The organism is Achromobacter sp. T5-5, from assembly GCF_055397965.1.
Window position 1 is genome coordinate 4,550,354 of sequence record NZ_AP027919.1, and the last position, 25,919, is coordinate 4,576,272.

The following is a 25,919-nucleotide window of genomic DNA, read 5'->3' on the forward strand; positions in this document are numbered from 1 at the left end:
GGATAGGCCGACCCGTGTCAGTGACAGAACGTGTCGCCTGTTGCCGACGCGTCAAGCCGCTTCGGCAAAGCGGCCGCGTCGTATAGAATCAACCCTTTTGGCCGACGCTCATGTGGTTCAAGAATCTCAAGATTTATCGCCTCTCCTCGCCCTGGACTCTGACGGGCGAACAGCTTGAAGAAACGCTGGCGCGGCATGCCTACCAAGCCGGCAACAACCTGGAAATGCAAAGCCTCGGATGGGTTCCTCCGCGCGAAAACGGCGGGCTTGCCCACGAGGTCAATGGCCAGATACTGCTTAGTCTGCGCGCGGAAAAGAAGCTTCTGCCCGGCACCGTGATCAACCAGGTCGCCAAGGCGCGCGCCCAGGAGATCGAAGAGCAGCAAGGCTACAAGCCGGGCCGCAAGCAGATGAAGGAAATCAAGGAACGCGTCACGGACGAGCTCCTGCCGCGCGCCTTCAGCGTGTATCGCGACACGCGCGTGTGGATCGACCCGAAGAACAACTGGCTGGTCATCGACGCGGCCGCCTCGGCCAAGGCCGACGAAGTCATCGGCCTGCTGGCCAAGTGCGTCGATCCCTTCCCGCTGGAAAACCTGTACGTGGCCCAATCGCCCGCCTCGGCCATGACCGGCTGGTTGGCCGAAGACGAGGCCCCGACCAACTTCACCATCGACCAGGACACCGAACTGCGCTCGTCCGGCGAAAGCGGCGCGGCGATCCGCTACGTCAAGCACTCCATCGATGCCGATGACGTGCGCCGTCACATCCAGTCGGGCAAGCAGTGCACCCGCCTGGCCATGACCTGGGCCGACCGCGTGTCATTCGTGCTGACCGAGGGACTGGACGTCAAGCGCGTTGCGCCGCTGGACGTGCTGAAGGAAGGCAACGAAGGCATCGCCGCGAACGACGACGAGAAGTTCGATTCCGACATGATGCTCATGACCGGCGAGCTGGCCAAGATGATGGCCGAGCTGGTCGAAGCGCTGGGCGGCGAAAAGAAGGTCTGATCCTTCCCCCGCGTGGACATGCACAGGGCCGCCCTTTTCGGGGCGGCCCTTCTTCATGCGGCGACGCTGCGGTCGCGGCCGGCCTGCTTGGCGCGGTACAGCGCCTGGTCGGCGCGATCGATCAGATAGGCGTAGTCGGGATGCCCATCGAAAGTCGCCACGCCAATGCTGGCCGTCACGGGCAGCGCGCCAGACTCGGCAATCGTGAAGCGGTGCCGACGGATCTCGGCGTTGAGCTTTTTGGCGGCGGCGAGCGCCGCCTCTCCTCCGGTGTCCACCAGCACGACGAGAAACTCTTCGCCGCCATATCGGAACACGAAGTCGCTCGAGCGACAGGTCTGGTGCACCAGCTCGGCGAACTGGCGCAGAATCTGGTCGCCGCCCGAATGGCCGTACTCGTCGTTGATGGCCTTGAAGTGATCGATGTCCAGCAACAGCACCGAAAAGTCCGAGCGCTGGCGCCGCGCAATCGAGATCTCGCGCCCGATGACCGACGGCAGGAAACGCCGGTTGAGCACGTTGGTGAGCGGATCGCTGCCGCTTTCGATCTCGGCCACCATGTCGAACAGACCATTGAGCAGATGCTTGATGCGCGCCACCAGCTCCTGCAGTTCCCGCACCTGGTCCGGCAGCGAGCCTTGCCCCGGCGCGTCGCCGTGCATCATCCGGGGCAGCACCGTGTCGTCCAGGCGAGCCACGGCGTCCATGATCTGGCGCAGGGCCGGGGCGCTCTCGAAGAGCACCGCGCCCTTGTGCTGCAGCCACAGGCCGAATTCGGATGCGGCCAGGCGCGGCAGCGCCTGCTCGGGCGTCCGGTAATGCAGGGCGATCAGCACCGCCTGGCTCCATTCGAGCAGCGCGGCCCGTTGCCGTTCCCGCTCGGTAGATATGTTCTGTCCCAACGCGAAGAGCCGATAGGCCTCGTCGTTGCGGGCCCCGCGGTTGATGTCGCGCATGAAGGCGCGGCTCATCTGCTCGATCGCGAGGTCGAAGAGATTGCAGACATATTGCGTCGCCACGGATGCGGCCTTGCCGTCCAGGTCGCTGGCGCGCAGGCGTTGAGCGATCTCGTTCTTCAGGACGCGGGCGCCGGCCATCACCAGATGGATCGGAATGTGGACGCGCGCATGGACCTCGCCGACCTTCTTCTGCGTGGCCATCAGGACGTCGATATCGCCCTGGTCGCGCACACAGAGCAGGCCGTGCAGCCAATGCTTCATCCCGCTGTGCAGGCGGGTCGAGACGATTTCATGGGAGAGCCGCGGCCCCGCCTCGGCATCGGCGAGCAAGGTGGAATAAAAGGCGTCCACCAGTTGCGTCGCGCTGTCGGCCACCACCGCCGCGACCTGCCCGCGCGTATAAGGATCGACCGACTGATAGACGGCTTCCCAGGCTTGCGCGTTGGACGCGCTCAGGTAGCAATCCTGGCCGCTGGGCGCAGCGACGCCGGCCGGAGAAGGAGGAACACCGGTACTGCTCGAAGACATAAGCTCATCCGCCCAAGAACTGCCTGCGCGCGCGGTTGGGGCACGCGCCTGAAAACCAGGGCGGATTATGCTTGAATTCTCCGTGGCGAGGCCGCTGGCGCGGCCGCGTCACGGGCGGACCCCGTCAATCCAGGCCGTGGAAGACGGAATCATCCGGGCCGATGTGCGACGGATGTTGCCAAGTCACGTCGCGCAGCGAATGCTGCACCAGGCCCTCCACGCCCAGCAGCACCGCGAAGATCGCCATGCGGATGGGAATGCCGTTGTCGGTCTGGCGGAAGATCGCCAGGCGCGGATCATGGTTCAGGTCCACGCTCAGGTCGTTGGCGCCCGGCCGGCTGTCGCGCGGCAGCGGATGCATCACGATCGTCTCGGGGCTGCAATAGGCGTCGATGATGGCGCGGTTGATCTGGAAGTCCGGCGTGTAGCCTTCATTCTCTTCGTTGGCGAAGCGCTCTTTCTGCACGCGCGTCGCGTAGATCACGTCGGCGCCCGCCAGGCCTTCGGCCAGGGAGGACTTCTGTTCGATGATGTTGCCGTTGCGGCTGGCCTGCTCGACGACGTAGGTCGGCATCTCCAGGCCCTTGGGCGACACCAGCGAGAATTTCACGTTCTTGTACAGCGCCATCAGCTTGATGAGCGAGTGCACGGTGCGGCCATACTTCAGGTCGCCGACCATGGCAATGTGCGCGCCGTCCAGCAACTTACCCAGGCGCGAAAACTCGGTCAGGATGGTGTAGAGATCCAGCAGGGCCTGGCTGGGGTGCTCGCCGGGGCCGTCGCCGCCGTTGACCACGGGAATGTTCGTTGCCCGAGCGAATTCGGCGACCGAACCCTGGTCGGGGTGGCGGATCACCATGGCGTCGACGTAGCCGCTCATGACGCGGCTGGTGTCGTAAATGGACTCGCCCTTGGCCATCGAGGAAAACGTGAAGCCGGTCGTGTCGCAGACGGAACCGCCCAGGCGGCAGAATGCGGATCCGAAGCTGACCCGCGTGCGGGTGCTGGCCTCGAAGAACAGGTTGCCCAGCACGGCGCCTTCCAGAACGCGCGACACCTTCTGGCGGCGCGCGATGGGCTGCATCATGTCGGCCACGCGGAACAGGTCTTCCACGGAATCGCGCGTGAACTGGTCCACCGACAGCAATTGGTGCTTGCCTTCGACGGCAATGCGGTCACGCAGGGGACCGTCTTGTACGCTTTGCGTATATTTTTCCAGCAAAACGCCGTTCTGCACGATCTCACTGACGAATCGCTGCACCACTTCCGGCATGGCGCGGAACTCCTGCGAGCCCTCTGGCAACAGCCAGGTATCGAGGGCGCGGCGCTTGACGCCGATGCGGGTCGCGAACACGTCGCGGGTGAGGTTGAGGCGGCGCATGGCGTCGCGCAGAAAGGCTTGCTGGGAGATGCTCATGACGGGCCCCAAGAAGAGGAGTTATATACGCAGTGCGCATATTATTCCGTGCAACTACACAAGTCCAACAATTTTGCGCACTCGGGTTAACCCGAGTATTTTCAGCGTTGCGCGTACACCGCAGCCTGCGGCGCATCCGTAACCGCCTGCCCGGCCGCAAGCCAGCACGCGCCGCAGAACGCCAGCGCGCTTGCCAGGTAACACAGCACGGCCAACAGCTGCGCAGGCCAATGGCCGCGCGTCAGGTGTCCGGTGTAGCCCTGACGCAACAGGCTGACCTGCGCCAGATAGGCAAACACCACGCCCAGGCAGGCCAGCAGCAGGCCGGCCAGAAAGAGCAGCAGGGGAATCTGCAGGTCGGGCGCGGCGATGTCGGCGCCCACGATCCCCAATGAAAATCCGACCAGGATCAGGGCTGCGCCCCCGTTCAGCCACCCGAGAAACCGGAACGCACCCGAAAACAGCGCAAAAGCCATGCCGCTGGCGCGGATCTGCTGGGTGCGAGGATCCATGGGTCAGCCGCCGCGGGCGCTACGGCAAACCGGCGTGGCGCTCTGGATCGACTTGCGCGCCGCTTCGATCTCGGCCTCGTCCCAGCGCCCTTCGCCCAGCACCGTCACCGTGACCTTGGCGTTGGCGGGCCCATCGGCCTCCGCCGAAATCAGCTCCAGCACCGTGGCGGGCTGGCCGACCTTGTAGAGCTGGATTTCGTCCGGCGCGCCTTTCTCGCCCAGGGTGTGGCGCCATGCATAGGACACGCCATAGGGGTGCTGGACCTGCGTGTGGCACGCGCGCACGTATTCACCGGCGCGGCGGAAGGCCGCCTGGTAATTGGTGTCGACGCTGAAGGTTTCCTTCTTTGCGGTTTCGGACTCGTAGACCCCGGTGCTGGCGCAACCGGCCAGCATGGCCGCCAACGTTACACCCACCCACACAGACTTGCGCATGATTCTTCCCGCCATTGCTATTCGGACTTTCGCGATTATGCCAGCGGCTGCAAAAAGGCCACGCCCGAAATGCCGTTTACATTTCTCGCGTGGCCTGGGGCCGTCATGGCGGCAGCGGCGTGCGCCGCCCTACTTCTTTTCAGCAGCCTGTTCGATCTTTTCTCCGCCACGCTGGATATCTTTTCCGGCGCCGGCGACGGTATTGCATCCCGCCGAAAGCGCAGCAATCGAAAGCAACATGACGAGAAAGACTCTGTTCTTCATGGACTTCTCCTGTCTGGGCATGGAACCGAAGCCCAGCATACCTCAAGGGCCGCGATTTGCGCAGATGCCGGGACGGGCCGAAACCTGTAACAACGCCGAAGGAAAACCGTCACCACCCTTACGCGCCGGTCACACAAAAGTGGCATTTCCGCCTGTCGCGCATTTGCCGCCAATGGATTAGGATGCGCACATGACGAAGACACACGCATCGCAAACCGCCGGCGCCGGCCCGCAACGCTGGGGCTGGGAGCAGCCGCAATGTCGCGGACAGGCCGCATTGGCGCTGTTCATCGACGACCTGCATCGCATTCTGCAGGCGCATGCCGCGGGCAAGCTGGCTGACAGCAGCACCCTCGAAGACGCGCAGGAACAGGTCAATGAATTGTTGGCGCGGTATAACGAAACCGCCGCCGCGCCGGATATTTTCCTTGGGCAGTCAGTCCAACTCAAAGAAGGCGTCGACCGCAGCGGCGTCGCGCATACGGTGCCGATATTTTCGCCGCGCCTGAAGCAATCGCTGGTGTCGATGCTGGGACAAGGTCCCGGTTGAACACCAGGCAATCAGCCCCCCTCACCGGCGATCGATCAGAACAGCCCCCCGAAGGAGACCACAAGATGAGCACGGATAACGTCGTAGAGTTTCTCCGCCTGCTGTCCCTGGACGTTACGCTGGGCACCGCCGCGCAGCACGCCGCCAGTCAGGCTGACGCGCCGCTGGCTCTCGCGCGCCTGGCCACGTCCCACGGACTGCCGTGTAGCGCCTCGGATTGGTCGTCCTTTGCGCGCAACTGCCTGGACAACCTCGATCTCACCGAGGGCGACACCGGCATGGCCAACGCCACGATCTGGCAATTGGTGCAGGATCCCGCGCACGGCACGGCCGTTCCGGCCAGCGCCATCACCCGCGTCATCGGCATCATCTCCCAGCCGGAGGGCACGCCCCCGGTTGTAGGCCACGTCGTCGGCGACCTCGCGCCGCGGGCGCCGATGGCCACCATGGCGCCGCATCCGTCAGGCTCGTGACGCCCCCAGTGCGGCGGCCCGCGTAGGGCGGCCCGCGCAGGGTCTCCGATTACGGGCGCCCGTTCAGGAAATCGATGACGCCGGCCGCGCCAAAGGCGCCGCTGGCCATGCAGGCCGTCAACAGGTAGCCGCCCGTCGGCGCCTCCCAATCCAGCATCTCCCCGACACAGAAGACGCCCGGCACGGCCGCGAGCATCAAGCCGGCGGTCAGCCCGTCGAACGACACCCCGCCGGCGGTGCTGATTGCCTCATCGATCGGCCGGGGCCGCCGCAGCGTCAGCGGCAGCGCCTTGATCCGCCGGCCCAGGCGCGCCGGGTCTTTGAAGTCGTCGGCGCTGGCGCATTCTCGCAGCAGGCCCGCCTTGACACCCGTAAGTCCCAGTCTGCTCTGCAAATGGCTGGACATGGACCGCGCGCCGCGCGGATGCGTCACCGCGGCCATCACCTTCTCGTCGGACCAATCCGGCGCAAGATCGAGCATGGCCACTGCCCTGCCATCGGCCTCGATGCGGTCCCGCAGGACCGCGGACAGCGCATAGACGAGGCTGCCTTCAATGCCGGTCCCGGAAACGACGAACTCGCCCTGCCGCCCCGGTCCGCCGCAGGCCATGGACACGGACTTGACCGGCTGCCCGGCAAAGCGGCTGCGGAAATGATCGGACCAGTCCACGTCGAAACCGCAATTGGCCGGCCGCAGCGGCGCGACGGGCACGCCGAGCGCCTGCAATCCTGGCGCCCAGGCGCCATCCGACCCCAGCTTGGCCCAACTGCCGCCGCCCAAGGCAAGGACGACGGCGTCGGCGGCGTGGCAGACCGGACCGGCGGGCGTGTCGAATCGCAGCGCCTGCGCGCCCGGCGCGTCATCGCGCCAGCCCAGCCACCGGTGCCGCATGTGAAAGCGCACGCCCTGCCCGCGCAGCCGGGCCAGCCAGGCCCGCAACAGCGGCGCCGCCTTCATTTCCTGTGGAAACACCCGGCCCGACGAGCCGACGAATGTCTGGATGCCCAATTCATGCGCCCAGTCCCGCAGGCCGGTGGCATCCATCATGCGCAGCCACGGCGCCACGGCCGAGGCACGGTCGCCGTAGCGGGCGAGGAACGGCCCGGCGGACTCGCTATGCGTCAGGTTCAGGCCACCCCGCCCGGCCATCAGGAATTTCCTGCCGACCGAGGGCATGGCGTCGAACACGTCCACCTGCGCCCCCGCCTCGCTCAACTTTTCCGCCGCCATCAAGCCGGCGGGGCCGCCGCCGATGACGGCAACGCGTCGGTCCGCCAGGCTCATGGCGCCTTCGCCTTGATGGCGGGACAAGGAACGGGTGAAGCGAAATGCATGGGGAGGAATCGGGACAAGAGGGGGCGAACAGGCGCTCGGGCCACAAGACGCTGATTGTCTCACGGCGGCCCCGGCCGGGCGGCGGCAGGGATACGCGGGGCGTGGTCACGAAGTGGGGGTAACAGGGACGTGAACACCCTGGTGCGGACGCCAGGATGCGGACCCAAAAAAGACCGGCGCCGGCCAATTAATGACCGCAGGCGCCAAGTCTTTGTATTTACAGGGGAAATCGAATATACGCAGCAACTATCCCAAGGCTTTTCCACAATCCCTGTGAGTAACTGCCCTTCCCCTTGCCGAGCGCCTCAGGCGCGCTCGGCGGCCTGCATCGGCCCGGACCAGGGTTCGGCGTCGAGCTGGAAGCGCAGCTCCTGGTACTCGCCATCGACCGCGACGGTGCGCAGCAGCCCGGCATTGAGCGCCTGCCCCAGCGCACGGCGGCACAGGGTTTCGGGATCGTCCGGCAGGGACTGGAACACGCCGTCCGGGATACGCAGCCGCAACAGGGCATGGGGATCACCGCGGTCAGCCGGTCGGCCGATATGGATATGGGCAGGATAGCCGTGCGGACACCAGATGCCCACGTGGTATTGGCCGTCGGCGCCCGTGTCGGCAACATAGCCGGGATGATCGTATTTTGCGGTTCCCATGGACACTCCTTCGGTGCGGCAACGTAGCGCGCGTGACCCATGGTAGCGCAGCGTTGCGCACGTGTGCGTCCGCCGCACCCCGGGAAACTCCGGACGACGGGGCGGGATGACCCAGCGCAACCGACGGACGAAAAAAAGCCGCGACAGTGTCGCGGCTTTTTTGGCGGGGTCTGCCCGGCTGCGCTTGAAACACATGCGCCGGCAGATCCGGTACTGCTTGAAACTGGTTGCGGGGGCAGGATTTGAACCTACGACCTTCGGGTTATGAGCCCGACGAGCTGCCAGACTGCTCCACCCCGCGTCTGATGTGTGAATCATACATCATTTTGAAATCTTGTGCAGCGCACCCACGCGGATGTTTCCGGTTTTCGACAAAATTCGATGAAAAAAGGCGCCGCCGCGGCGCAGGAATGAGGTCACGGGGCCGGCCGCGTCCAGGCATATCACCTGCGCGCCGCCGATCGCCGTGAGACGCACCGCGCCGCCGTACGACACCCCGTGGGCTTCCCCCGCATTGAGACGGACCGACACCACGCGATGCAGTCCTCCTGCGGCCTCGCAGCCATTGGCAGCTTCTTCGACGCGCATGCTGCCTGACGTGCAGATCAAGGTGGCGCCGGCACGCAGGGCGCACAGGCGGCTGGCGCCGGAGGGAAGATCCAGGCGCAGTCCAGGGGTGTCGGGGGCGGTGTGGGGGGTCATGGTCATCTCCAAACAGACCCTCACAGGCTACGCGCGCCCTGCTTTGCGCAACAGCCACACAAGCCGGCTTTCTGTACCGATGCAGAGACTCGATTTTGCCGCTGTTATGGTGTACTTTGCCTGCATCTGTGCCTACCCACAGCCCAACCCCGGGGAGCAAGATCGGCGCATGGAAGCACAACCCCTGTACCTACGCCTGGCCAATCACTACCGGCGGGCAATCCAGACCGGCGTCCTTGCCCCGGCCCAACGCATGCCTTCGGTCCGCACGCTGGTGCGCACCCATCACGTCAGCCTGTCCACCGCGTTGCAGGCCTGCCGCCAACTGGAGGACGACGGCCTGATCGAGGCCCGGCCCCGCTCGGGATACTTCGTCCTCAAGCCTCGGCGCAACAGCATTCCGCCCGTCGGCGAGCCCGACATCCGCCAGACGCTCGGCGCGGCGCAGTACGTGGGCATCCACGACCGCGTCTCGGACTTCATCGCGAAGTGCGAGGCGCACCCGGTCAGCGCCAACTTCGCCCTGGCGGCGGCCGTGCCGCAGGCCTATCCGATGGACGCGCTCAAGCAGGCGATGACGCGCGCCCTGCGGCAGTCTCCCGAGGTGCTGGTGAGCCCGGTGCCGCCTCAAGGACATCCCGACCTGCGCGGCGTGCTGGCCCGCCGGGCGCTCGCCAACGGCATCAACGCGACGCCCGACGACGTGATCGTCACGCATGGCTGCATCGAGGCCCTGAATCTGGCGCTGCGCGCGGTCGCGCGGCCCGGCGACACCATCGCCGTGGAATCGCCCGCGTATTTCGGCCTGCTGCAGATCCTGGAAAGCCTGGGCATGCGCGCGCTCGAGATTCCCACCAGCCCTCAGCATGGACTGTCGATCGAAGCCCTGGACCTGGCTTTCCAGACCCACGGCAACATCCGCGCCGTGGTCGTGGTGCCGAACTTCCAGAATCCGCTGGGGTGCGTCATGCCCGACGGCCACAAGGCGCGGCTCGTGGCGCTGTGCGAACGCCAGCAGGTGCCGCTCATCGAGGACGACACCTACGGCGCCCTGACCGACGACGACGCGCCCCTGGCGGCCGCCAAGTCCTGGGACGCCACCGGCAACGTCATCTACTGCTCGTCCATGCACAAGACGCTGGCGCCCGGGATGCGGCTGGGCTGGCTGCTGGGCGGCCGCTGGAAGGCCCGCATTGCCATGCTCAAGTTCGCGCAGAGCCGCCCCAATGAACCGCTGGCGCAGATCGCCGTGGCCGAATTCATGGGCTCGCGCGCCTATGACCGTCACCTGACGCGGCTGCGGCGGGAACTGAAGACGCAGCGCGACCTGACCGCGGAGGCGATCGCCGCGCATTTTCCACGGGGCACGCGCCTGAGCGTGCCGCAAGGCGGCATGCTGCTCTGGGTGGAGATGCCCGAAGGCGTGTCGGGAATGGAGGTCTTCGAGGCCGGGCTGCGGCAAGGGATACGCGTGGCGCCCGGGGCCATGTTTTCGAATGGCACGCGGTACGACCATTTCCTGCGCATCAGTTGCGGGCAACGCATCACACCCGAGGTCTCGCGCGCGCTGGTGACGCTGGCGCGTATCGTGGAAGAACGGACAGCATGAATCCGGCCCTGCATCAGTTCATCGCCGACTACGGCTTGTGGGCCGTACTGGGCGGCACCTTCCTGGAAGGCGAGAGCGTTGTGGTGTTCGCCGGCTTCCTGGCGCACCAGGGGCTGTTTCTCCTGCCCCACGTCATGCTCTGCGCGTTCGCCGGGTCGTTCCTGGCGGACCAGTTGCTGTTTTATGTGGGCCGTCGCTACCGCGATCATCGCTACGTGCGGCGCATCCGCGAAAAGCCCGCCTTCGACAAGGCGCTGGCGGCCATCGACCGCTATCCGAACGGCTTCATCCTGACTCTGCGCTTTTTGTACGGCTTGCGCACGGTCGGACCCGTGGCCTTGGGCGTATCCAGGGTGTCGCCACTGCGCTATCTGGTACTTAATGCCGTGGCCGCGGCGATCTGGGCGGCGTGCTTCAGCCTGCTGGGCTATGTGTTCGGGCGGACGATCGAGGCGTTGCTCGGACGCATCCAAGGCGTGGAAATCAAACTGGCCATCGCGGCCGCGCTGGGCATCCTGGTCTGGCTGGCCTACTGGTTCCACGCGCGCCGGCGCCAATAACGCAGGCCGCGCTTTCAGAAGACCAGCTTGCCGCTCGCCCGCAATACGTGCCGCCGGCGCGCCTTGCGATACAGGGCGCCAATGAACGGCAGCCGCGCGAAGCGACGCAGGATCGGGTGCCGCTGGTCGAAGTCGTGCCACGCCTTGAAGCCATGCCCCATGCGCTCCCAGCTCTCGCGCGCCTCGGGCGAGAGCCTGCCGGGGTCGAACGCCGCCAGCTTTGCCGCTTCCGAAACACGCGCCTTCAAGACGAGGTTCCGGCCTTCCAATGAATACTGATTCCGCATGGGGGCGCATATTACCCGGGCTTGGCGTCCCGTGGCGCCGCGCGGCATGCGTTCGCCGCGGAGCTCAGGGAGCGGCCTTTGACCGCTCCGGCCAAGCCCTTGTAATCAAAGGGATTTGTGCATCTATGCCCGGACTATCCCAAGGCTTGTCCACAGAAGCTGTGGGTAACTGGGACCGCCCGCGTCACGTTGGGGCCGGAGCCATCACAGCCCGCATCACAGCCCGCCTCACAGCCCAATCACTTCAGGGCGGCCACGATCATGTCGCGCACGCTTTCGAAACCCGCGACATATTGCGGATTCTCGGAACGCGCCAGCAGGCTGGAATAGTTCTGCTCCAACTGCGCTTCGATGGCTTCGCGCAGGCCCGGTGAGCCCTTCACCAGATGCAGCATCGATACCAGCGTGGAATTGAGCGCATCGATGCGGCCGCCCTGGTGCGAGATGGTGTGCACGACGACGGCGATTTGTTCCTGGATATCCATGATGTAAGCCTCCTGGCATTGAATGACGGCGCAAATCCTAGCATGGCGCTCCGGCGCCGCCAGGCCTGCCCGCCCGGCCGCGATCGGCCCCGGGCGGCTAGGCAAGCGCCGGGGGCGGCGCTAGCATGAAGCGTAGCCGCACGGGCACCGCGGCGCATGCCGCCGGCGCTGCTTCGGGGCGCCCGGCACAACCGGAGCGCAGTCATGAAAACGATCCAGAACTACGTCCCGCCCAACGCCCAGTCGCTGCGGCGGCTCCAGGACAGACTGGGCTTCAGTGACGCCAGGATGGCCGAGCTGGCCGGGCTGGACGCATCGACCCCTTGGCCCAGCTTCGTGGGCGGCCCGGAGCCGCGCACGCTGGGGCGGCAGCGTCTCTTCTACATGATGGCCCGCCTGACGCTGGAGGATCAGGAATGGCAGCGGGTGCTGGACGCCATGCGCGAAGCCGGCGCGCACTTCGACTGCAAGGACGCACAGGCGAACGACGCCCCGCCGCCGCCGGAGCCGATGGCGGACGAAGAGCGCAAGTTCGGCATGCTGCTGGTCAGCCGCAACGGCTCGTTCCACGAGATGGAGCAATTGCGCGAGTTCGCGCATTTCGCGCACGAGGCGGACGTGAGCCGCTTCGTGCACAGCGCGTTCTACGACAGCGACATCGACCTGTGCCGCTTCAGCTTCGCGGACCACGACGGCCTGGACGACGCCAGCCGCGACCGCATCTTCGATGCCGCGCACAAGACCATCACGCGCTTCGAGTTCGACGGCCGCATCTATCACGGCGGCATCCCGCCCGAGTCGGACGGCTAGCCGCCGCATTGACGCCGGCAGGCCGGCGCCTGTACCGTCGCCACTTCGCCCTCCGGCCCAACGCCACCGCCACCGCCTCCGCGCATGAACGAACGACTCGACGACATCGACCGGCAATTGCTCAGCCTGCTGCAGGCCAATGCGCGCGAACCCGCCGCCATCCTGGCGCGCAAGCTGGGCCTGGCGCGCACGACGGTGGTCGCGCGCATCGCGCGCCTGGAGCGCGAGAGCATCGTGGCGGGCTATGGCGTGCGCCTGGGGCGGCGGCTGGAAGAGGCCGCGGTGCGCGCCTATTGCTTCATCAGCGTGCTGCCCAAGACGCCGGCGGCGGTGATCCGGGAGCTGGAAAAAATGCCCGAGGTCGAGGAAGTGTCGTCGGTCAGCGGCCCCTACGATTACCTGATCTTCCTGCGCTGCGAAACGCACGAACAACTGGATGCGCTGCTGGACCGCATCGGCCTGATCGACGGCGTCAAGCAAACGCAGACGTCCATCGTGCTCAGCCGCAAGGTCGACCGCCGCAGCGCGGTCGGCGCGCCCTGAAACGGCGGTCTTCGGCCCGGCCCGCCTTTCCCGCTGGCGCGACATGGTGGTGTAATGGGGCCTGTCGCGAATCCTGGACTTTTCATGCTTGCACGCCTTGCCCCCGCCGCCGCCCTCCTCGCCCTGCTGACCGCTTGTTCCAGCATGAGCGAAGTCACGTCCGTCGACAAGGACCTCTACAGCGTCACCTACAGCTCGGGCACGCAATTGCTGAGCTGGGTCGAAATCAAGAACCAGGCTTTGCAACGCGCCGACCAATACTGCCAGTCGCTGGGCCGCAAGCTGGTCAAGCCCAAGGTGACGTCCAATCACGCGACGGGCCTGGGCTCCAAGCGCGCCACCGTCACGTTCGAATGCGCGGCCATCGATCCGCCCAAGAACGCGGCCCAGTAAGCGCGCGCGGACCTGCCCGGGATCGGGTGTAGCATTGTCCGCATCCCTTTAGCCCTCTTGCCTGCACCGTGAACACTCCCCAACCCGTGGGCATCACCATGGGCGATGCCGCCGGCATCGGTCCCGAAATTGTCGTCAAAGCCTACGCGCATGGCTTGAATGCGCCCTGCGTGGTGTACGGCGATGCCGGCGCGTTGCGACGGGCGGCGGCCCAGCTCGGCGCCCGACTGGACATCGCCGAAATCGCCAGCATCGACCAGGCGTGGCCCGATCCGGGCTGCATCCAGGTGGTGGCCTGCAGCCCTGTCCTGCCCGCCGACCTGGCCCTGGGCAAGGTCAGCGCCCTGGCGGGGCGCGCCGCCTACGACTACGTCTGCGCCGCCATCGACGACGCGCTTGCCGGGCGCATCCGCGCCATCGTGACCGCGCCCCTGAACAAGAAGTCCATGCACGAGGCCGGTATCGACTTTCCGGGCCACACCGAAATCCTGGCGGACCGCTCGGCCACGCAGGACTTCGCCATGATGCTGGCCAACGATGAGCTGCGCGTGCTGCTGGTGACCATCCACGTCGCGCTGGCCGACGTCATCGCGCGCATCACGCCCCAGGCCGAACTGACCGCGATGCGCCTTGCCGACCGCGCATGCCGGCAGATGGGCATCGCGCACCCGCGCGTCGCCGTCGCCGGCCTGAATCCGCATGCGGGCGAAGGCGGCAAGTTCGGCCGCGAAGACGTCGACATCATCGAACCGGCCATCGCCGCCGCGCGCGCCGAAGGCATCGACGCCAGCGGCCCCTGGCCGGGCGACACCGTCTTCATGCGCGCCCGCCGCGGCGAATTCGACATCGTCGTCGCCCAGTACCATGACCAGGGCCTCATCCCCGTGAAGTACCTGGGCCTGGACCACGGCGTGAACGTGACCGTCGGGCTGCCCTTCGTGCGCACCAGCGTGGACCACGGCACCGCGTTCGACATCGCCGGCAAGGGGCTGGCGGACCACGCCTCGCTGGTCGCGGCGTTTGACCTGGCGCTGGCGATGACGCCCTGACCCGACACATCTGCTGCCTGCCTCGGCGCCTGGACGCTTGAGGGCCGCCGCAGCGCGGGCCGCGCCGCCCCGGGTCTACAATACGCCCCGTTTCCGGCGCCCCGCGCCGCCGCTTTCTGTCTTCCCTTCCATCCTCATGTCCCGCCTCGTTCGACTCCTGCCCGACCGCTTCACCCTCTATCTGATCTGCACCGTCATCATCGCCAGCATCGTGCCCGCGCACGGGCAAGGCGTGGTCGTCTTCGGCTGGATCACCAACGTCGCCGTCGGCCTCCTGTTCTTCCTGCACGGCGCGCGCCTGTCCCGCGAGGCCATCATTGCGGGTCTGACGCACTGGAAGCTGCACCTGACCATTTTCTCGGCCACGTTCCTGATGTTCCCGCTGCTGGGCCTGGCGCTCAAGCCGGTGCTGGAACCGCTGGTCACGCCCGAGCTCTATCTGGGCATCCTGTTCCTGTGCTGCCTGCCGGCCACCGTGCAGTCGGCCATCGCGTTCACTTCCATGGCGCGCGGCAATGTCCCCGCCGCGGTGTGCAGCGCCTCGGCCTCCAGCCTGCTGGGCATCTTCATCACGCCGCTTCTGGTCGGCACCGTCGTGGCCAACGCCGGCAGTGCGCCGATCTCCTTCGACGCGGTCGGCAAGATCATGCTGCAGTTGCTCCTGCCCTTCGTGCTGGGCCAGTTCGCGCGCCGCTGGATTGGCGCCTGGGTGCACAAGCGCAAGGCGATGCTGAAATTCGTGGACCAGGGTTCCATCCTGCTGGTGGTCTACACGGCCTTCTCCGAAGCCATCAACGAGGGCTTGTGGAGCAGCACGCCCATCCCCGCGCTGGTCGGCCTGGTCGTGAGCTGCTGCGTCATCCTGGCGCTGGCGCTGGGCCTGTCGGCCCTGGCGGGCAGGGTCTTCGGGTTCAAGATCGAGGACCGCATCACGCTGCTGTTCTGCGGCTCGAAAAAGAGCCTGGCCAGCGGCATTCCCATGGCCCAGGTGCTGTTCGCCGGCCACGCCGTGGGCGCGGTGGTGCTGCCGCTGATGCTGTTCCACCAGATCCAGCTCATGGTCTGCGGCGTCCTCGCCGCGCGCTATGGCAAGCGGCCGGAAACCACCCACTGACCGGGTCCGCAATAAAAAAACCGCGCTTCACACATGAAGCGCGGTTTTTTATTGGGCGCCGCCGAGGCGGGATCAGTACATGTCCCGCGGCTGCGCGCCGGAGAAGTTCAAAAAGCGCGTGCTGGATCCCTGGAACGTCAGGCGCACGGTTCCGATGGGGCCGTTACGCTGCTTGCCGATGATGATCTCGGCCGTGCCCTTGTCCGGCGAATCGGGGTTGTAGACCTCGTCGCGGTAGATGAACAGGATCACGTCCGCGTCCTGTTCGATAGCGCCGGATTCGCGCAGGTCGCTCATCACGGGACGCTTGTTGGGACGTTGTTCCAGGCTTCGGTTGAGCTGGGACAGCGCGATCAGCGGGCAGTTCAGCTCCTTGGCCAGGCCCTTGAGCGAACGGCTGATTTCAGACACTTCGGTGGCCCGGTTTTCACCGGAACCGTTGCCTGACATGAGCTGCAGGTAGTCGATGATGATGAGCCCGAGCTGGCCGCACTGGCGCGCCAGACGGCGCGCGCGCGCGCGCACTTCCATGGGACTGAGCGCCGGCGATTCGTCGATGTAGACCTGGGCATCCTGCATGAGCTGCACGGCGTGCGTGACGCGCGGCCAGTCTTCGGCGATGAGCTTGCCGGTACGCATCCGGTGCTGGTCCAGCAGGCCCACCGAACCCAGCATACGCATGGCAAGCTGCACGGCGCCCATTTCCATGGAGAACACCGCCACGGGCAAGCCTTCTTCGATGGCGACGTGCTCGCCGATGTTCATGGAGAATGAAGTCTTGCCCATGGACGGGCGGCCGGCCACGATGATCAGGTCGCCGCCCTGCATGCCGGACGTCATCTTGTCCAGGTCCGTGAAGCCCGTGGGCACGCCCGTCACATCGGAGGTGCCCTCGCGGTGATAGAGCTCGTCAATACGCTCGACCACCTGGGTCAGGAGCGGCTGGATCTCCTGGAAGCCCGCGGCGCCGCGCGCGCCTTCCTGCGCGATCTGGAAGACCTTGGATTCGGCCTCGTCCAGCAGTTGCCGCGCCTCCTTGCCCTGCGGGTTCATGGCCGCCGAGGAGATTTCGTCGGCGATGGACACCAGCTTGCGCAGCATGGCGCGCTCGCGCACGATCTCGCCGTAGCGCCGGATGTTGGCCGCCGACGGCGTGTTGTGCGCCAGCGCATTCAGATAGGCCAGCCCGCCGGCGTCGTCGGCCTTGCCCGCGCTGACCAGCGACTCGTGCACGGTAATCACGTCGGCCGGCCGCGCCAGGCCGATCAAGCGAGCGATGTGGTGCCAGATCAGCCGATGGTCGTGGCGGTAGAAATCCTCTTCGATCAGCACGTCCGCGATGCGGTCCCATGCCGCATTGTCCAGCAGCAGTCCGCCGAGGACCGACTGTTCCGCCTCGATGGAATGGGGAGGGACGCGCAGGTATTCGAGCTGGGAATCGGCGGGTGTGGTCATGGCTTCAATAGTAACGGCTGCAGGATATCCGCGACGCGGAAAAACCCTTGGATATCGCGCGAGGGGAAGCGGCTCAGGATGGGGCGCAACGGCATCGCAAAGGCGCAGAGCACGCGCGCCAGGCGCCTGAGGCACGCCCTGACCTCGGGATCGGGGTTGCTGTCCAGGTAGACGTCCAGCGCCAGCTTGCCCAGCGTCCTGGCGTCGCGGTCGCCCAGCTTGCGCAGGGACACCAGCGAGGCGAGCATCTGGAACATGTCATAGGCCTGCGCCAGCGGGCGCGACAGTGTCGCGCCGATGTTTTCCTCGAAGTCGATACGCCAGATCTCGCCATCGCGCAGCGTCAGGTTTCGGATCTGCGCACCGCCGTGCCACATGCCGCGAGCATGAAAGGCCGCCAGGTCGGCCGCGGCCGCGCGCGTCAGCCACAGGCGCGAGGTGGAGTCTTCTTTGCGGATCAGGTCCGCCAGGTCTTCGCCCACGAACTCCAGCACGAGCAGGTTCTGCTCCTGCCACCAGACCTCGGGGACACGGCAGCCGGCCTCCAGCAATTGCGACAGGCGCCGTGCTTCATGGGCCAGGCCATTGCGCAGCAGTACGCCGGGCCGCGGAAACTCGCCCAGGAAAATCTTGCATCCCACGGCGAGGAACAAGGCGCGCACGTAGCGCAGCACGTAGCTCACGCCTCGCAGGATGCCGGGCCGGCGCCGCTTGATGATGCAGCGCACGCCGTCTATCTTCACATCCCGCACCGAAGGTTCACGCGACGCATCCACGCTGTCGAGCCAGGCTCGCAGGCCGGGCGGCGCGTTGTGATGGACAGGCGGATGAGTCAAGAGGTCCTCTGGATGACAGCGTGAAACGGGCGGCGGGCGTCGCCGGGTCGGGGCGGACCGGGCGCGGCGCCCCAAAAAAGAAAAAAAGCCGGCGCGCGGGCCGGCTTCTTTTTACCGCGACTGCCGGATCAGGACAGTTCGCCTTCGACCACGACCGTGACGTCAACGACGACATCGGCGTGCAGGGCGACCTGGACCGGGTACTCGCCGATGGCCTTCAGTTGGCCATTGGGCAGACGCACCTGAGCCTTTTCGACGGCTTCGAACGAAGCCTTCTTCAGACCTTCGGCGATGTCGGCGTTGGTGACCGAACCGAACAGGCGACCGTCGACGCCAGCCTTCTGGCTGATCTTCAACTGGTAGCCGTTCATGCGCTCGCCCAGGGCTTGGGCGGCGGCCAGCTTTTCAGCCTGGGCCTTTTCCAGCTCGGCGCGGCGGGCTTCGAATTCCTTCAGGGCGGCGTCGGTTGCGCGACGGGCCTTCTTCTGGGGAATCAGGAAGTTGCGGGCGTAGCCATCGCGCACGCGCACGACTTCACCCAGGTTGCCCAGATTCAGGACTTTTTCGAGCAGAATAACTTGCATTTCAGTGCCCCGGATTAGTTGTGGTTGTCGGTGTAAGGCAACAGGGCCAGGAAGCGCGCGCGCTTGATGGCGGTGTCCAGCTGGCGCTGGTAGATTGCCTTGGTGCCGGTCAGGCGAGCCGGGATGATCTTGCCGTTTTCTTGCACGAAGTCGCGCAGGGTGTCCAGATCCTTGTAGTCGATCTCTTCGACGCCGGCTGCGGTGAAGCGGCAGAACTTGCGACGCTTGAAGAGCGGGTTCTGCTGCGTGAATTTGCGTTTTTCTTTGCGTTTTCCGAAGAAAGCCATGATATGTGCCTTTATGTTTGAGGGGACTGGGTCATAACCGGGTTCTTCAATGACCGGGCCCAACTCCCCGTAACCTATCCGTATTCAGAAGGCGCTCTCGCACCCTTGGACTCATTCCCTTCAAGCTACCTGCGGATCGCTTCCAGCGCTTCCGCCAATCTTGCGCGCCTGCTGCAAATGCAGCTTGATCTTCACCGAGTCCTTGCGGGTGGGAGCCAGAAACCCCTGCACCAGCAATTCGGACCCTAAAGCGGTGTTCCTCAAGAGCAGCGCCAGATCTCCCAGTGCCACGGCGGCGATCGTCAATTCGACACGGCGCGGGTGGCCGGCTTCGATGACCTCCGACTCGTGCGCCAGCAGCATTTCCAGCGCTGGCAAACCGGCGGGCGTGTGGCGCAAAGGCTCGCATTCGAGAACGCGGGCGCTGAGTTCCAGCTTGTTCATCCTGCCAGGCACCGAGGGGACTTGAGACAATGAGCTCTGCGTGAGCCCTGCTTACTCGGCCTGAGCCGGGGCAGCTTCCGCCGAAGCCTTGCGGGCTTCTTCGCGTTCGACCGACTTCATCATGATCGACGGAGCGGTCTGGGCCTTCTTGGTCTTGATGACCAGGTGACGCAGAACGGCGTCGTTGTAGCGGAACGAGTGTTCCAGCTCATCCAGCGTGGCTTGGCCGCACTCGATGTTCAGGCACACGTAGTGAGCCTTGACGAGCTTCTGGATCGGGTAGGCCAGTTGACGGCGACCCCAGTCTTCCAGGCGGTGGACCGAGCCGCCTTGGCCCGTGACCAGCGCTTGGTAACGCTCGACCATGGCGGGCACTTGCTCGCTCTGGTCGGGGTGAACGATAAACACTACTTCGTAGTGACGCATGGATAAAACTCCTTGAGGATGTCTTGCCGGCCGGCCGTCTTGCACCCGCGCTTTCCATCATGGGTGGATTTTCATCTTGGAGACGATCGCCGCAAGGGGCAGCCCGCTACCCAAAAAACCATGGGTGGTCGAGCAAGAAAGCTCTCGATTATCGCCGATTGGGCAAACGCTTGCAAGCAGCAAAAAATGGCGCGTCAGGAAATGAGGGACGCGTTATTTGCGGGCACGGCGGCAGGCGCGGCCGGCAGATCGGCCGCCTCGATGGCGCGCGGCCGGTTGACGGCGCTCACCATGACATAGCTGATGATCATCAGCAGGAACCAGGAACCCAGCTTGGCGATGGACACGAGCTGCCAGACCTGCGACTGGTTGGGATAGCGCCAGGCATTGGCGAAGGTGCCGATGTTCTCGGCGAACCAGATGAAGAGCGCCACCAGCACGAAACCCAGCAACAGCGGCATGCGCCGGTAGACCTGCCAGATGCGGAAGTACACCCAGGTGCGCGCGAACAGCAGCGCCGTCATCGCGAACAACACCCAGCGCAAATCCATGACGTAATGGTGCGCGAAGAAGTTCAGGTAGATCAGCACCGAAAGCGCCGCCGTGGCGGCAAGCGGCGGATGCGCCCGGAAGCGGAAATCGAAGAGGCGCCACACGCGGGCGAGATAGCTGCCCACCGCGGCATACATGAAGCCGGTGAATAACGGCACCCCGCCGATGCGCAGCACGCTCGGCTCGGGGTAGATCCACGAACCGGCGGCGGTCTTGAAGATTTCCATGCAGGTGCCGACGACATGGAACATCAGGATCACGCGGGCCTCGCCCCAGGTTTCCATGCGCAGCGCAAGCAGCGCGGCCTGGATGCCCAGCGCGGCCAGCGTCAGGAAGTCGTAGCGCGCCAGGAACGCGTCCTTGGGATACCACCAGTGCGTGCCCAGCAGCAGCGCGCACATCAGCCCGCCAAAAAGGCATGCCCAGGCCTGCTTTACGCCAAAGCGGAAAAACTCGTAGAGCGCGACGCCGAAACGCCCGCGGCTGGCCAGGTTGCCGGCCAGCCGCGTTTCCCACTGCTGCAGGCCGGCGATGAGCGGCCAGTCGCTGGCCGCCGGATGGCGCATGGGCGCTCAGCCTTCGACGACGGCGTAGGCCGAGTGGTTGTGGATGGATTCGAAGTTCTCGGCTTCGACGCGATAGCGCGCGATGCCGGGATGCGCGTTCAGGCGGGCGGCCACGTCGCGCACTAGGTCCTCGACGAACTTGGGATTGTCGTAGGCGCGTTCGGTCACGAACTTTTCGTCGGGCCGCTTGAGCAGCCCCCACAATTCGCAGGAGCCCTCGTCCTCGACCAGGCGGATCACGCCGTCCATCGAGATATCTTCATCGAGGATGGCCGAGACGGTGACGTGCGAGCGCTGGTTGTGCGCGCCGTATTCGGAAATGGCCTTGGAACACGGGCACAGGCTGGTGACGGGCACCTGCACGACGAGTTCGAACTCGACGTGGCCGGCCTGCGCGCGGGCGATCCACTGGACCTCGTAGTCCAGCAGGCTCTGCACGCCGGAGATCGGCGCGGACTTGTTGATGAAGTACGGGAACGTCGCGGTGATGTCGCCGCGCTCGGCATGCAGCAGCGGCAGCATGTCGCCCGCCATGGCGCGAAACGCCGCCGGCGTCATGGGCGTGCTGCGATACCGCTCGAGCAGGGCCACGAAGCGGGACATGTGCGTGCCCTTTTCCTCGGGCGGCAGGGCCACGGTCAACGTCCAGTTGGCCACGGTGCACTGGACCGAGCCATCGCCGCTCTGGACCAGCATGGGGTGACGCACGCCGCGGATGCCGACGCGCTGGATCGGGATGTGCCGCGTATCCGTGGCGCTCTGCACGTCGGGCATCACGATGGCGGGGTCGATCGGAGAATTCATTTCGGCTTACCTGTCCGGGCCAGTCTGCCGCGCGAAAACGGGCAGGCCCAGTTGTCTAGAAAGGCGCTCATTATCGCCCACGCTTGCGCGATCGGACGAGGTAACCCTTCGGATCACATGCCGGCGCGGCCGGAACAGTGTGTTTCATCCTTGCGGCCGAAAGCGTGCGCCCTCGACCTCAAGGATGAACCCGAAGTCACTTCAGCAGCGCGGCATAGCGCGTGCGGATCGACTGCTCGATGCCGGCCGCATCCAGCCCCAGTCCGGCCAGCAGGGCCGATTGCTCGCCATGGTCGATGAACTCGTCCGGCAGGCCCAGTTGCAGCACGGGGATCAGCACACCGGCGGCGCTCAGGACTTCCAGCACGGCGCTGCCCGCGCCGCCCATGATGCAGGCGTCTTCCAGGGTGACGAGCGCATCGTGGCGGCTCGCCAGGTCGAGGATCAGGTCGCGGTCGATCGGCTTGACGAAGCGCATGTCCGCCACGGTGGCGTCCAGCTTGTTGGCGGCGCCCAGCGCCGCCTGGACCAGCGTACCGAAGCCCACGATGGCGATCTTCTTGCCTTCGCGCCGGATCACGCCCTTGCCCAGTTCGACCGTGTCCAGGCCCTCGCCTTCCGCCGCGCCGCAGCCCGCGCCGCGCGGATAGCGCACCGATGCGGGGCCGGGATGCTGATAACAGGTCGACAGCAGCAGACGGGTTTCGTTTTCGTCGGACGGCGTGGCGACCACCATGTTCGGCACGCAGCGCAGGAAGGCGATGTCGTAGTTGCCCGCGTGCGTGGCGCCGTCCGCGCCCACGATGCCGGCGCGGTCCAGCGCGAACGTGACGTCCAGGTTCTGCAACGCGACGTCATGGATGAACTGGTCGTAACCGCGCTGCAGGAACGTGGAGTAGATGGCGACAACCGGCTTCTGGCCTTCGCACGCCACGCCCGCGGCGAACGTGACGGCATGCTGTTCGGCGATGCCCACATCGAAGTACCGCTGCGCAAAGCGCTGTTCAAACTCCACCAGCCCGCTGCCCTCTCGCATGGCCGGCGTGACGGCGACCAGGCGCGTGTCCTGCTGGGCCGTGTCGCAAAGCCACTTGCCGAACACCTGGGTGAACGTGCGCTTGCCCGGCGCCTTGGACTGCTGGATGCCGACCGCCGGATCGAACTTGCCGGGGCCGTGATAGAGCACCGGATCGGCCTCGGCGAGCTTGTAGCCCTGCCCTTTGCGCGTGACCACATGCAGGAACTGCAGCCCTTCGAGGGCCTTCAGGTTCTGCAGCGTGGGCACCAGCGCATCCAGGTCGTGGCCGTCGATGGGACCGACGTAATTGAAGCCGAATTCCTCGAACAGCGTGGCCGGCGTGACCATGCCCTTGGCATGTTCCTCGAAGCGGCGGGCCAGTTCGAGCACAGGCGGCACATGCTGCAGGACGGCGCGGCCCACGTTCTTGGCCGCGGCATAGAAGCGACCCGACATCAGGCGCGCCAGGTAGCGGTTCAGCGCCCCGACCGGCGGCGAGATCGACATGTCGTTGTCGTTCAGGATCACCAGCAGGTTGATGTTGGGCGTGACGCCCGCGTTGTTCATGGCCTCGAAGGCCATGCCGGCCGACATGGCGCCGTCGCCGATCACGGCGATGTGCTGGCGCTGCACGCCCGCATTGCGCGACGCGACCGCCATGCCCAGGGCCGCGGAGATCGACGTGGACGAATGCGCGGTGCCGAACGCGTCGTACTCGGATTCGCTGCGCTTGGGGAACCCGGAAATTCCGCCCTGCTGGCGCAGCTTGGCCATGCCGGCACGGCGCCCCGTCAGGATCTTGTGCGGATAGGACTGGTGCCCCACGTCCCAGACGATGCGATCGTGCGGCGTGTCGAACACCTGGTGCAGCGCCAGCGTGAGCTCGACGGTGCCCAGGTTGGACGACAGGTGTCCGCCCGTTTTGGATACCGACTCCAGCACGAAGCCGCGCAGTTCGTCGGCAAGCTTTTTAAGCTCGCGACGATCCAGGCGCTTGAGGTCAGCCGGCGATTGAATGCGGTCCAGTAAATCTGTCGTCATGCTTTTATGTGGTTCGTTGGCCCGGCCTGCGCGGGCCGGGCTGATCACGGATCAGCGGTCTCGAAGAACGATGAAGTCGGCAAGCTGGGCCAGGCGCGCGCCTGCGTCGCCCAGCGGCGCCAGCGCAGCCAGGGCCGCCACGCGCAGTTCCTCGGCGAAGGCCCGGGCGTCGGCCAGCCCCAGCAAAGACACATAGGTGGGCTTGTTTTCGGCGGCATCCTTGCCTGGCGTCTTGCCCAGGCTGGCGCTGTCGGCGGTGACATCGAGTATGTCGTCGACCACCTGGAACGCCAACCCCATGGCCTGCGCGTAGGCATCGAGCGCCTGGCGCGACGCCGAGCTTGCGCCCGCCACGATGCCGCCCAGGGCCACGCTGCAAGCCAGCATGGCGCCGGTCTTCATGCCATGCATCATCTGCAGCTCGTCGCGCGACAACGCGCGGCCGACGCTGAAGAGGTCGATAGCCTGGCCGCCCGCCATGCCCTGGCTGCCGGCGGCGCGCGCCAGCGACTGCGTGGCCTGCACGATCAGCGCCGGCGCGATCGGCATGGACGCCACCAGTTCGAAGGCAAGCGGCTGCAGGGCGTCGCCCGCCAGCATGGCCGTGGCCTCGTCGAACTGCACATGCGTGGTGGGCCGGCCTCGGCGTAGGGTGTCGTCGTCCATGCAGGGCAGGTCGTCGTGCACCAGCGAATAGGCATGGATCAGTTCGACGGCCGCGGCGGCGCGGTCGAGCGAGGCTTCGATGGCCAGCACGCTGCCGCTCACGGGGCAGGCCTGTCCTGCGGCATAAACCAGGGCGGCGCGCACGCGCTTGCCGCCGCCGAGCACAGCGTATCGCATGGCCTCATGCAAGCGGGCTGGCGCCTGGTCCGCCGGCGGCAGGAGGTCGTCGAGCACGTCTTCGACGTGCCGCGCACGGCCTTGCAGCCACTCGGGAAAAGCGAGTTGAATTTGCTTCATCGGATTTTTATTCGTCGTCCAGCGCCGCGGGATCCAGGGGCCGGAGCAGGTCGCCCTCGAGCACCTTCACCTGCTGTTCGGCCTGCGCCAGGCGCTCCTGGCAGACCCGCGTGAGCGCCACGCCACGCTTGTAGGCGGCCAACGATTGCTCAAGCGGCAGCGAGCCGTCTTCCATGGCCGCCACGAGCGATTCCAGTTCGGCCAGCGCCGTTTCGAAATCCTGGGGCAAGGGACGATCGTCGTTCTGCGGATCAGCGGGAATGGGATTGGCCAAACGGGGCCTCCGGGGGCACTAGGGGTGGATTAATCCGTGAATTGTACGAGATAGCCATGCGCGGACCGGATGCAACCCGCGCCTCAGGCTGGCGCCCCCGCCAGGCCTGCCACCGCGGCCAGCAGCGCCGGCGCCACGCGGGCCCGCAGATGCGACGCTTCGAGCAGGCTGGCCGGTCCGCCGCAGCTCATGACGAAGACGCCCTCGCCCGTGATGGACGTGAAAGGCACCGCCACGGCATTGATGCCGGACTGCCATTCCCCGATGGCGAAGCAGCAGCCCTCCTGGGCCAGTTCCGCACGGGCCCGCGCGATGGCCTCGGGCGCCGGCGCCCCCTCTCCCAGGCGCGCCAGCACGGCCTCGCATTCCTGCTCGGGCAGGCTGGCCAGGTAGGCCCGGCCCATGGCGCTGTCCAGCGTGGCGCGGTAGCCGACCGGCAGCCTCAGATACAGCGCGGACGAGCCGTGAATGGCCTCGACATAGGTCATGGCATCGCCGTCGAACGCCCCCAGCGCGACGGCGCCCCCGGTCTCGCGGGCCAGATCGGTCATCGACGCCTTGGCCAGTTCGCGGACCTCCAGCCCGGCCAGCAGCCCGAACCCCAGGGCCAGGACGCCGTATCCGGGCGAGTACTTGCCGGTGTCCGGGTGATAACGCAGGTAGCCCAGTTCGGTCAGCGTGTAGGTGATGCGGCTGATGGTGGGCTTGGGCAGGCCGGTCAGGCGCGCCAGGTCCAGGTTGCCCAGGGCGGTCACGCCGTGCCGAAAGCACCGCAGCACATCCAGCCCGCGCGCCAGCGCGGTGATGAAATCCGGCGACTGGGCGCCGCCCCCCGCGCCAGCGCCCCGTTTACGGCGCGCGGGCAGGCTCAGTTCGAGCTTCTCGTCGGGCTTGGAGGGGGGATGGGCGGTGCGCCTGGGGTCAGAAAATGATTGCATTTCTATTCGCTTCGTTTTTATAGTTTATTTCGAATGACAAAATTA

At 66.1% G+C, this 25,919-nt stretch carries 32 protein-coding genes and 1 tRNA gene; 10 read left to right on the forward strand and 23 right to left on the reverse strand.

Annotation, left to right across the window (positions count from 1 at the left end):
• The first annotated feature begins 110 nt into the window (after positions 1 to 110).
• A complete protein-coding gene (locus ACZ50Q_RS20640) occupies positions 111 to 1,010 on the forward strand; it encodes a recombination-associated protein RdgC (protein WP_076519736.1) in 900 nt (299 codons plus the stop codon).
• A 53-nt stretch (positions 1,011 to 1,063) separates the two neighbouring features.
• On the opposite strand, the gene ACZ50Q_RS20645 is transcribed toward ACZ50Q_RS20640, so the two are convergent.
• The 5 genes from ACZ50Q_RS20645 to ACZ50Q_RS20665 form a co-directional block, all read right to left on the reverse strand.
• A complete protein-coding gene (locus ACZ50Q_RS20645; RefSeq protein ID WP_464079422.1) occupies positions 1,064 to 2,497 on the reverse strand; it encodes a diguanylate cyclase in 1,434 nt (477 codons plus the stop codon).
• Positions 2,498 to 2,621: 124 nt separating this feature from the next.
• A complete protein-coding gene (locus tag ACZ50Q_RS20650; RefSeq protein WP_076519734.1) occupies positions 2,622 to 3,914 on the reverse strand; it encodes an aspartate carbamoyltransferase in 1,293 nt (430 codons plus the stop codon).
• Positions 3,915 to 4,015: 101 nt separating this feature from the next.
• On the reverse strand, positions 4,016 to 4,426 hold the full coding sequence (locus ACZ50Q_RS20655; protein ID WP_092581680.1) for a hypothetical protein: 411 nt from the start codon (positions 4,424 to 4,426) through the stop codon (positions 4,016 to 4,018).
• A gap of 3 nt (positions 4,427 to 4,429) precedes the next feature.
• A complete protein-coding gene (locus ACZ50Q_RS20660; protein WP_076519732.1) occupies positions 4,430 to 4,861 on the reverse strand; it encodes a BPTD_2524 family lipoprotein in 432 nt (143 codons plus the stop codon).
• A 129-nt stretch (positions 4,862 to 4,990) separates the two neighbouring features.
• Positions 4,991 to 5,125, reverse strand: coding sequence for an entericidin A/B family lipoprotein (locus tag ACZ50Q_RS20665; RefSeq protein ID WP_076521982.1), 135 nt, complete (start codon positions 5,123 to 5,125; stop codon positions 4,991 to 4,993).
• 277 nt (positions 5,126 to 5,402) lie between these two features.
• Between ACZ50Q_RS20665 and ACZ50Q_RS20670 the strand changes: the two genes are divergently transcribed.
• Together ACZ50Q_RS20670 and ACZ50Q_RS20675 are read left to right on the forward strand one after the other, a co-directional pair.
• On the forward strand, positions 5,403 to 5,675 hold the full coding sequence (locus ACZ50Q_RS20670; protein WP_254792087.1) for a hypothetical protein: 273 nt from the start codon (positions 5,403 to 5,405) through the stop codon (positions 5,673 to 5,675).
• 65 nt (positions 5,676 to 5,740) lie between these two features.
• Positions 5,741 to 6,148, forward strand: coding sequence for a hypothetical protein (locus ACZ50Q_RS20675; RefSeq protein WP_464079423.1), 408 nt, complete (start codon positions 5,741 to 5,743; stop codon positions 6,146 to 6,148).
• Between the two features lie 49 nt (positions 6,149 to 6,197).
• Here the strand turns inward: ACZ50Q_RS20675 and ACZ50Q_RS20680 are convergent, their stop codons facing one another.
• From ACZ50Q_RS20680 to ACZ50Q_RS20695, 4 genes are all read right to left on the reverse strand, one after another.
• Positions 6,198 to 7,433, reverse strand: a complete 1,236-nt coding sequence (locus ACZ50Q_RS20680) for a TIGR03862 family flavoprotein (protein WP_464079424.1) — start codon at positions 7,431 to 7,433, stop codon at positions 6,198 to 6,200.
• A 356-nt stretch (positions 7,434 to 7,789) separates the two neighbouring features.
• Positions 7,790 to 8,134 (reverse strand): hypothetical protein, encoded by a 345-nt coding sequence (locus tag ACZ50Q_RS20685; RefSeq protein ID WP_076519728.1) that lies wholly within the window; start codon positions 8,132 to 8,134, stop codon positions 7,790 to 7,792.
• Between the two features lie 224 nt (positions 8,135 to 8,358).
• A tRNA-Met gene (locus tag ACZ50Q_RS20690) sits at positions 8,359 to 8,435 on the reverse strand.
• Between the two features lie 20 nt (positions 8,436 to 8,455).
• Entirely contained in the window at positions 8,456 to 8,836 is a 381-nt protein-coding gene (locus ACZ50Q_RS20695) for a hypothetical protein (RefSeq protein ID WP_464079425.1), read from the reverse strand.
• Between the two features lie 169 nt (positions 8,837 to 9,005).
• On the opposite strand from ACZ50Q_RS20695, the gene ACZ50Q_RS20700 reads away from it, so the two are divergent.
• Together ACZ50Q_RS20700 and ACZ50Q_RS20705 are read left to right on the forward strand one after the other, a co-directional pair.
• Positions 9,006 to 10,445 carry an aminotransferase-like domain-containing protein gene (locus ACZ50Q_RS20700; RefSeq protein WP_464079426.1) on the forward strand — a complete coding sequence of 480 codons (1,440 nt, stop codon included), beginning with the start codon at positions 9,006 to 9,008 and terminating at the stop codon, positions 10,443 to 10,445.
• Complete coding sequence (locus tag ACZ50Q_RS20705; RefSeq protein ID WP_464079427.1) at positions 10,442 to 11,005, forward strand: DedA family protein; 564 nt, start codon at positions 10,442 to 10,444, stop codon at positions 11,003 to 11,005. Before ACZ50Q_RS20700 ends, ACZ50Q_RS20705 begins: the two co-directional genes overlap by 4 nt.
• Before the next feature lie 14 nt (positions 11,006 to 11,019).
• On the opposite strand, the gene ACZ50Q_RS20710 is transcribed toward ACZ50Q_RS20705, so the two are convergent.
• Both ACZ50Q_RS20710 and ACZ50Q_RS20715 read right to left on the reverse strand, forming a co-directional pair.
• Entirely contained in the window at positions 11,020 to 11,253 is a 234-nt protein-coding gene (locus ACZ50Q_RS20710) for a hypothetical protein (RefSeq protein WP_092581685.1), read from the reverse strand.
• Positions 11,254 to 11,531: 278 nt separating this feature from the next.
• A complete protein-coding gene (locus ACZ50Q_RS20715) occupies positions 11,532 to 11,777 on the reverse strand; it encodes a hypothetical protein (protein ID WP_076519722.1) in 246 nt (81 codons plus the stop codon).
• 204 nt (positions 11,778 to 11,981) lie between these two features.
• Between ACZ50Q_RS20715 and ACZ50Q_RS20720 the strand changes: the two genes are divergently transcribed.
• The 5 genes from ACZ50Q_RS20720 (at position 11,982) to ACZ50Q_RS20740 (ending at position 15,686) form a co-directional block, all read left to right on the forward strand.
• Positions 11,982 to 12,587, forward strand: a complete 606-nt coding sequence (locus ACZ50Q_RS20720) for a hypothetical protein (RefSeq protein WP_076519720.1) — start codon at positions 11,982 to 11,984, stop codon at positions 12,585 to 12,587.
• Positions 12,588 to 12,671: 84 nt separating this feature from the next.
• Positions 12,672 to 13,130, forward strand: a complete 459-nt coding sequence (locus ACZ50Q_RS20725) for an Lrp/AsnC family transcriptional regulator (RefSeq protein WP_076519719.1) — start codon at positions 12,672 to 12,674, stop codon at positions 13,128 to 13,130.
• An 84-nt stretch (positions 13,131 to 13,214) separates the two neighbouring features.
• On the forward strand, positions 13,215 to 13,523 hold the full coding sequence (locus ACZ50Q_RS20730) for a hypothetical protein (protein ID WP_083714273.1): 309 nt from the start codon (positions 13,215 to 13,217) through the stop codon (positions 13,521 to 13,523).
• A gap of 68 nt (positions 13,524 to 13,591) precedes the next feature.
• Positions 13,592 to 14,572, forward strand: a complete 981-nt coding sequence (gene pdxA, locus ACZ50Q_RS20735) for a 4-hydroxythreonine-4-phosphate dehydrogenase PdxA (protein ID WP_464079428.1) — start codon at positions 13,592 to 13,594, stop codon at positions 14,570 to 14,572.
• A gap of 136 nt (positions 14,573 to 14,708) precedes the next feature.
• Complete coding sequence (locus ACZ50Q_RS20740) at positions 14,709 to 15,686, forward strand: bile acid:sodium symporter family protein (protein ID WP_076519714.1); 978 nt, start codon at positions 14,709 to 14,711, stop codon at positions 15,684 to 15,686.
• Positions 15,687 to 15,758: 72 nt separating this feature from the next.
• On the opposite strand, the gene ACZ50Q_RS20745 is transcribed toward ACZ50Q_RS20740, so the two are convergent.
• The 12 genes from ACZ50Q_RS20745 to ACZ50Q_RS20800 all read right to left on the reverse strand — a co-directional run bounded on the left by ACZ50Q_RS20745 (position 15,759) and on the right by ACZ50Q_RS20800 (position 25,874).
• The gene (locus ACZ50Q_RS20745; RefSeq protein WP_076519712.1) at positions 15,759 to 17,141 is read right to left on the reverse strand and encodes a replicative DNA helicase; all 1,383 of its coding nucleotides are present in this window, start codon (positions 17,139 to 17,141) and stop codon (positions 15,759 to 15,761) included.
• Positions 17,138 to 17,977, reverse strand: a complete 840-nt coding sequence (locus ACZ50Q_RS20750; protein WP_092581688.1) for an RIO1 family regulatory kinase/ATPase domain-containing protein — start codon at positions 17,975 to 17,977, stop codon at positions 17,138 to 17,140. The genes ACZ50Q_RS20745 and ACZ50Q_RS20750 overlap by 4 nt, the downstream gene beginning before the upstream one ends.
• A 128-nt stretch (positions 17,978 to 18,105) precedes the next feature.
• Positions 18,106 to 18,561 carry a 50S ribosomal protein L9 gene (rplI, locus tag ACZ50Q_RS20755; protein ID WP_076519707.1) on the reverse strand — a complete coding sequence of 152 codons (456 nt, stop codon included), beginning with the start codon at positions 18,559 to 18,561 and terminating at the stop codon, positions 18,106 to 18,108.
• Between the two features lie 14 nt (positions 18,562 to 18,575).
• The gene (gene rpsR, locus ACZ50Q_RS20760; RefSeq protein ID WP_006218308.1) at positions 18,576 to 18,848 is read right to left on the reverse strand and encodes a 30S ribosomal protein S18; all 273 of its coding nucleotides are present in this window, start codon (positions 18,846 to 18,848) and stop codon (positions 18,576 to 18,578) included.
• A 120-nt stretch (positions 18,849 to 18,968) separates the two neighbouring features.
• A complete protein-coding gene (priB, locus tag ACZ50Q_RS20765) occupies positions 18,969 to 19,292 on the reverse strand; it encodes a primosomal replication protein N (protein WP_092581689.1) in 324 nt (107 codons plus the stop codon).
• Positions 19,293 to 19,343: 51 nt separating this feature from the next.
• A complete protein-coding gene (gene rpsF / locus ACZ50Q_RS20770) occupies positions 19,344 to 19,718 on the reverse strand; it encodes a 30S ribosomal protein S6 (RefSeq protein WP_076519704.1) in 375 nt (124 codons plus the stop codon).
• Positions 19,719 to 19,912: 194 nt separating this feature from the next.
• On the reverse strand, positions 19,913 to 20,836 hold the full coding sequence (locus ACZ50Q_RS20775) for a DUF817 domain-containing protein (protein ID WP_464079429.1): 924 nt from the start codon (positions 20,834 to 20,836) through the stop codon (positions 19,913 to 19,915).
• Between the two features lie 6 nt (positions 20,837 to 20,842).
• A complete protein-coding gene (gene folE2 / locus ACZ50Q_RS20780) occupies positions 20,843 to 21,640 on the reverse strand; it encodes a GTP cyclohydrolase FolE2 (RefSeq protein WP_464079430.1) in 798 nt (265 codons plus the stop codon).
• A 196-nt stretch (positions 21,641 to 21,836) separates the two neighbouring features.
• The gene (gene dxs, locus ACZ50Q_RS20785; RefSeq protein ID WP_464079431.1) at positions 21,837 to 23,699 is read right to left on the reverse strand and encodes a 1-deoxy-D-xylulose-5-phosphate synthase; all 1,863 of its coding nucleotides are present in this window, start codon (positions 23,697 to 23,699) and stop codon (positions 21,837 to 21,839) included.
• Positions 23,700 to 23,750: 51 nt separating this feature from the next.
• Positions 23,751 to 24,662: a polyprenyl synthetase family protein gene (locus tag ACZ50Q_RS20790; protein ID WP_076519698.1), complete on the reverse strand. Its 912-nt coding sequence runs from the start codon at positions 24,660 to 24,662 to the stop codon at positions 23,751 to 23,753.
• Positions 24,663 to 24,669: 7 nt separating this feature from the next.
• Positions 24,670 to 24,936 (reverse strand): exodeoxyribonuclease VII small subunit, encoded by a 267-nt coding sequence (locus ACZ50Q_RS20795; protein ID WP_076519697.1) that lies wholly within the window; start codon positions 24,934 to 24,936, stop codon positions 24,670 to 24,672.
• 83 nt (positions 24,937 to 25,019) lie between these two features.
• Positions 25,020 to 25,874, reverse strand: a complete 855-nt coding sequence (locus tag ACZ50Q_RS20800; protein WP_076519695.1) for an IclR family transcriptional regulator — start codon at positions 25,872 to 25,874, stop codon at positions 25,020 to 25,022.
• Positions 25,875 to 25,919: the final 45 nt, after the last annotated feature.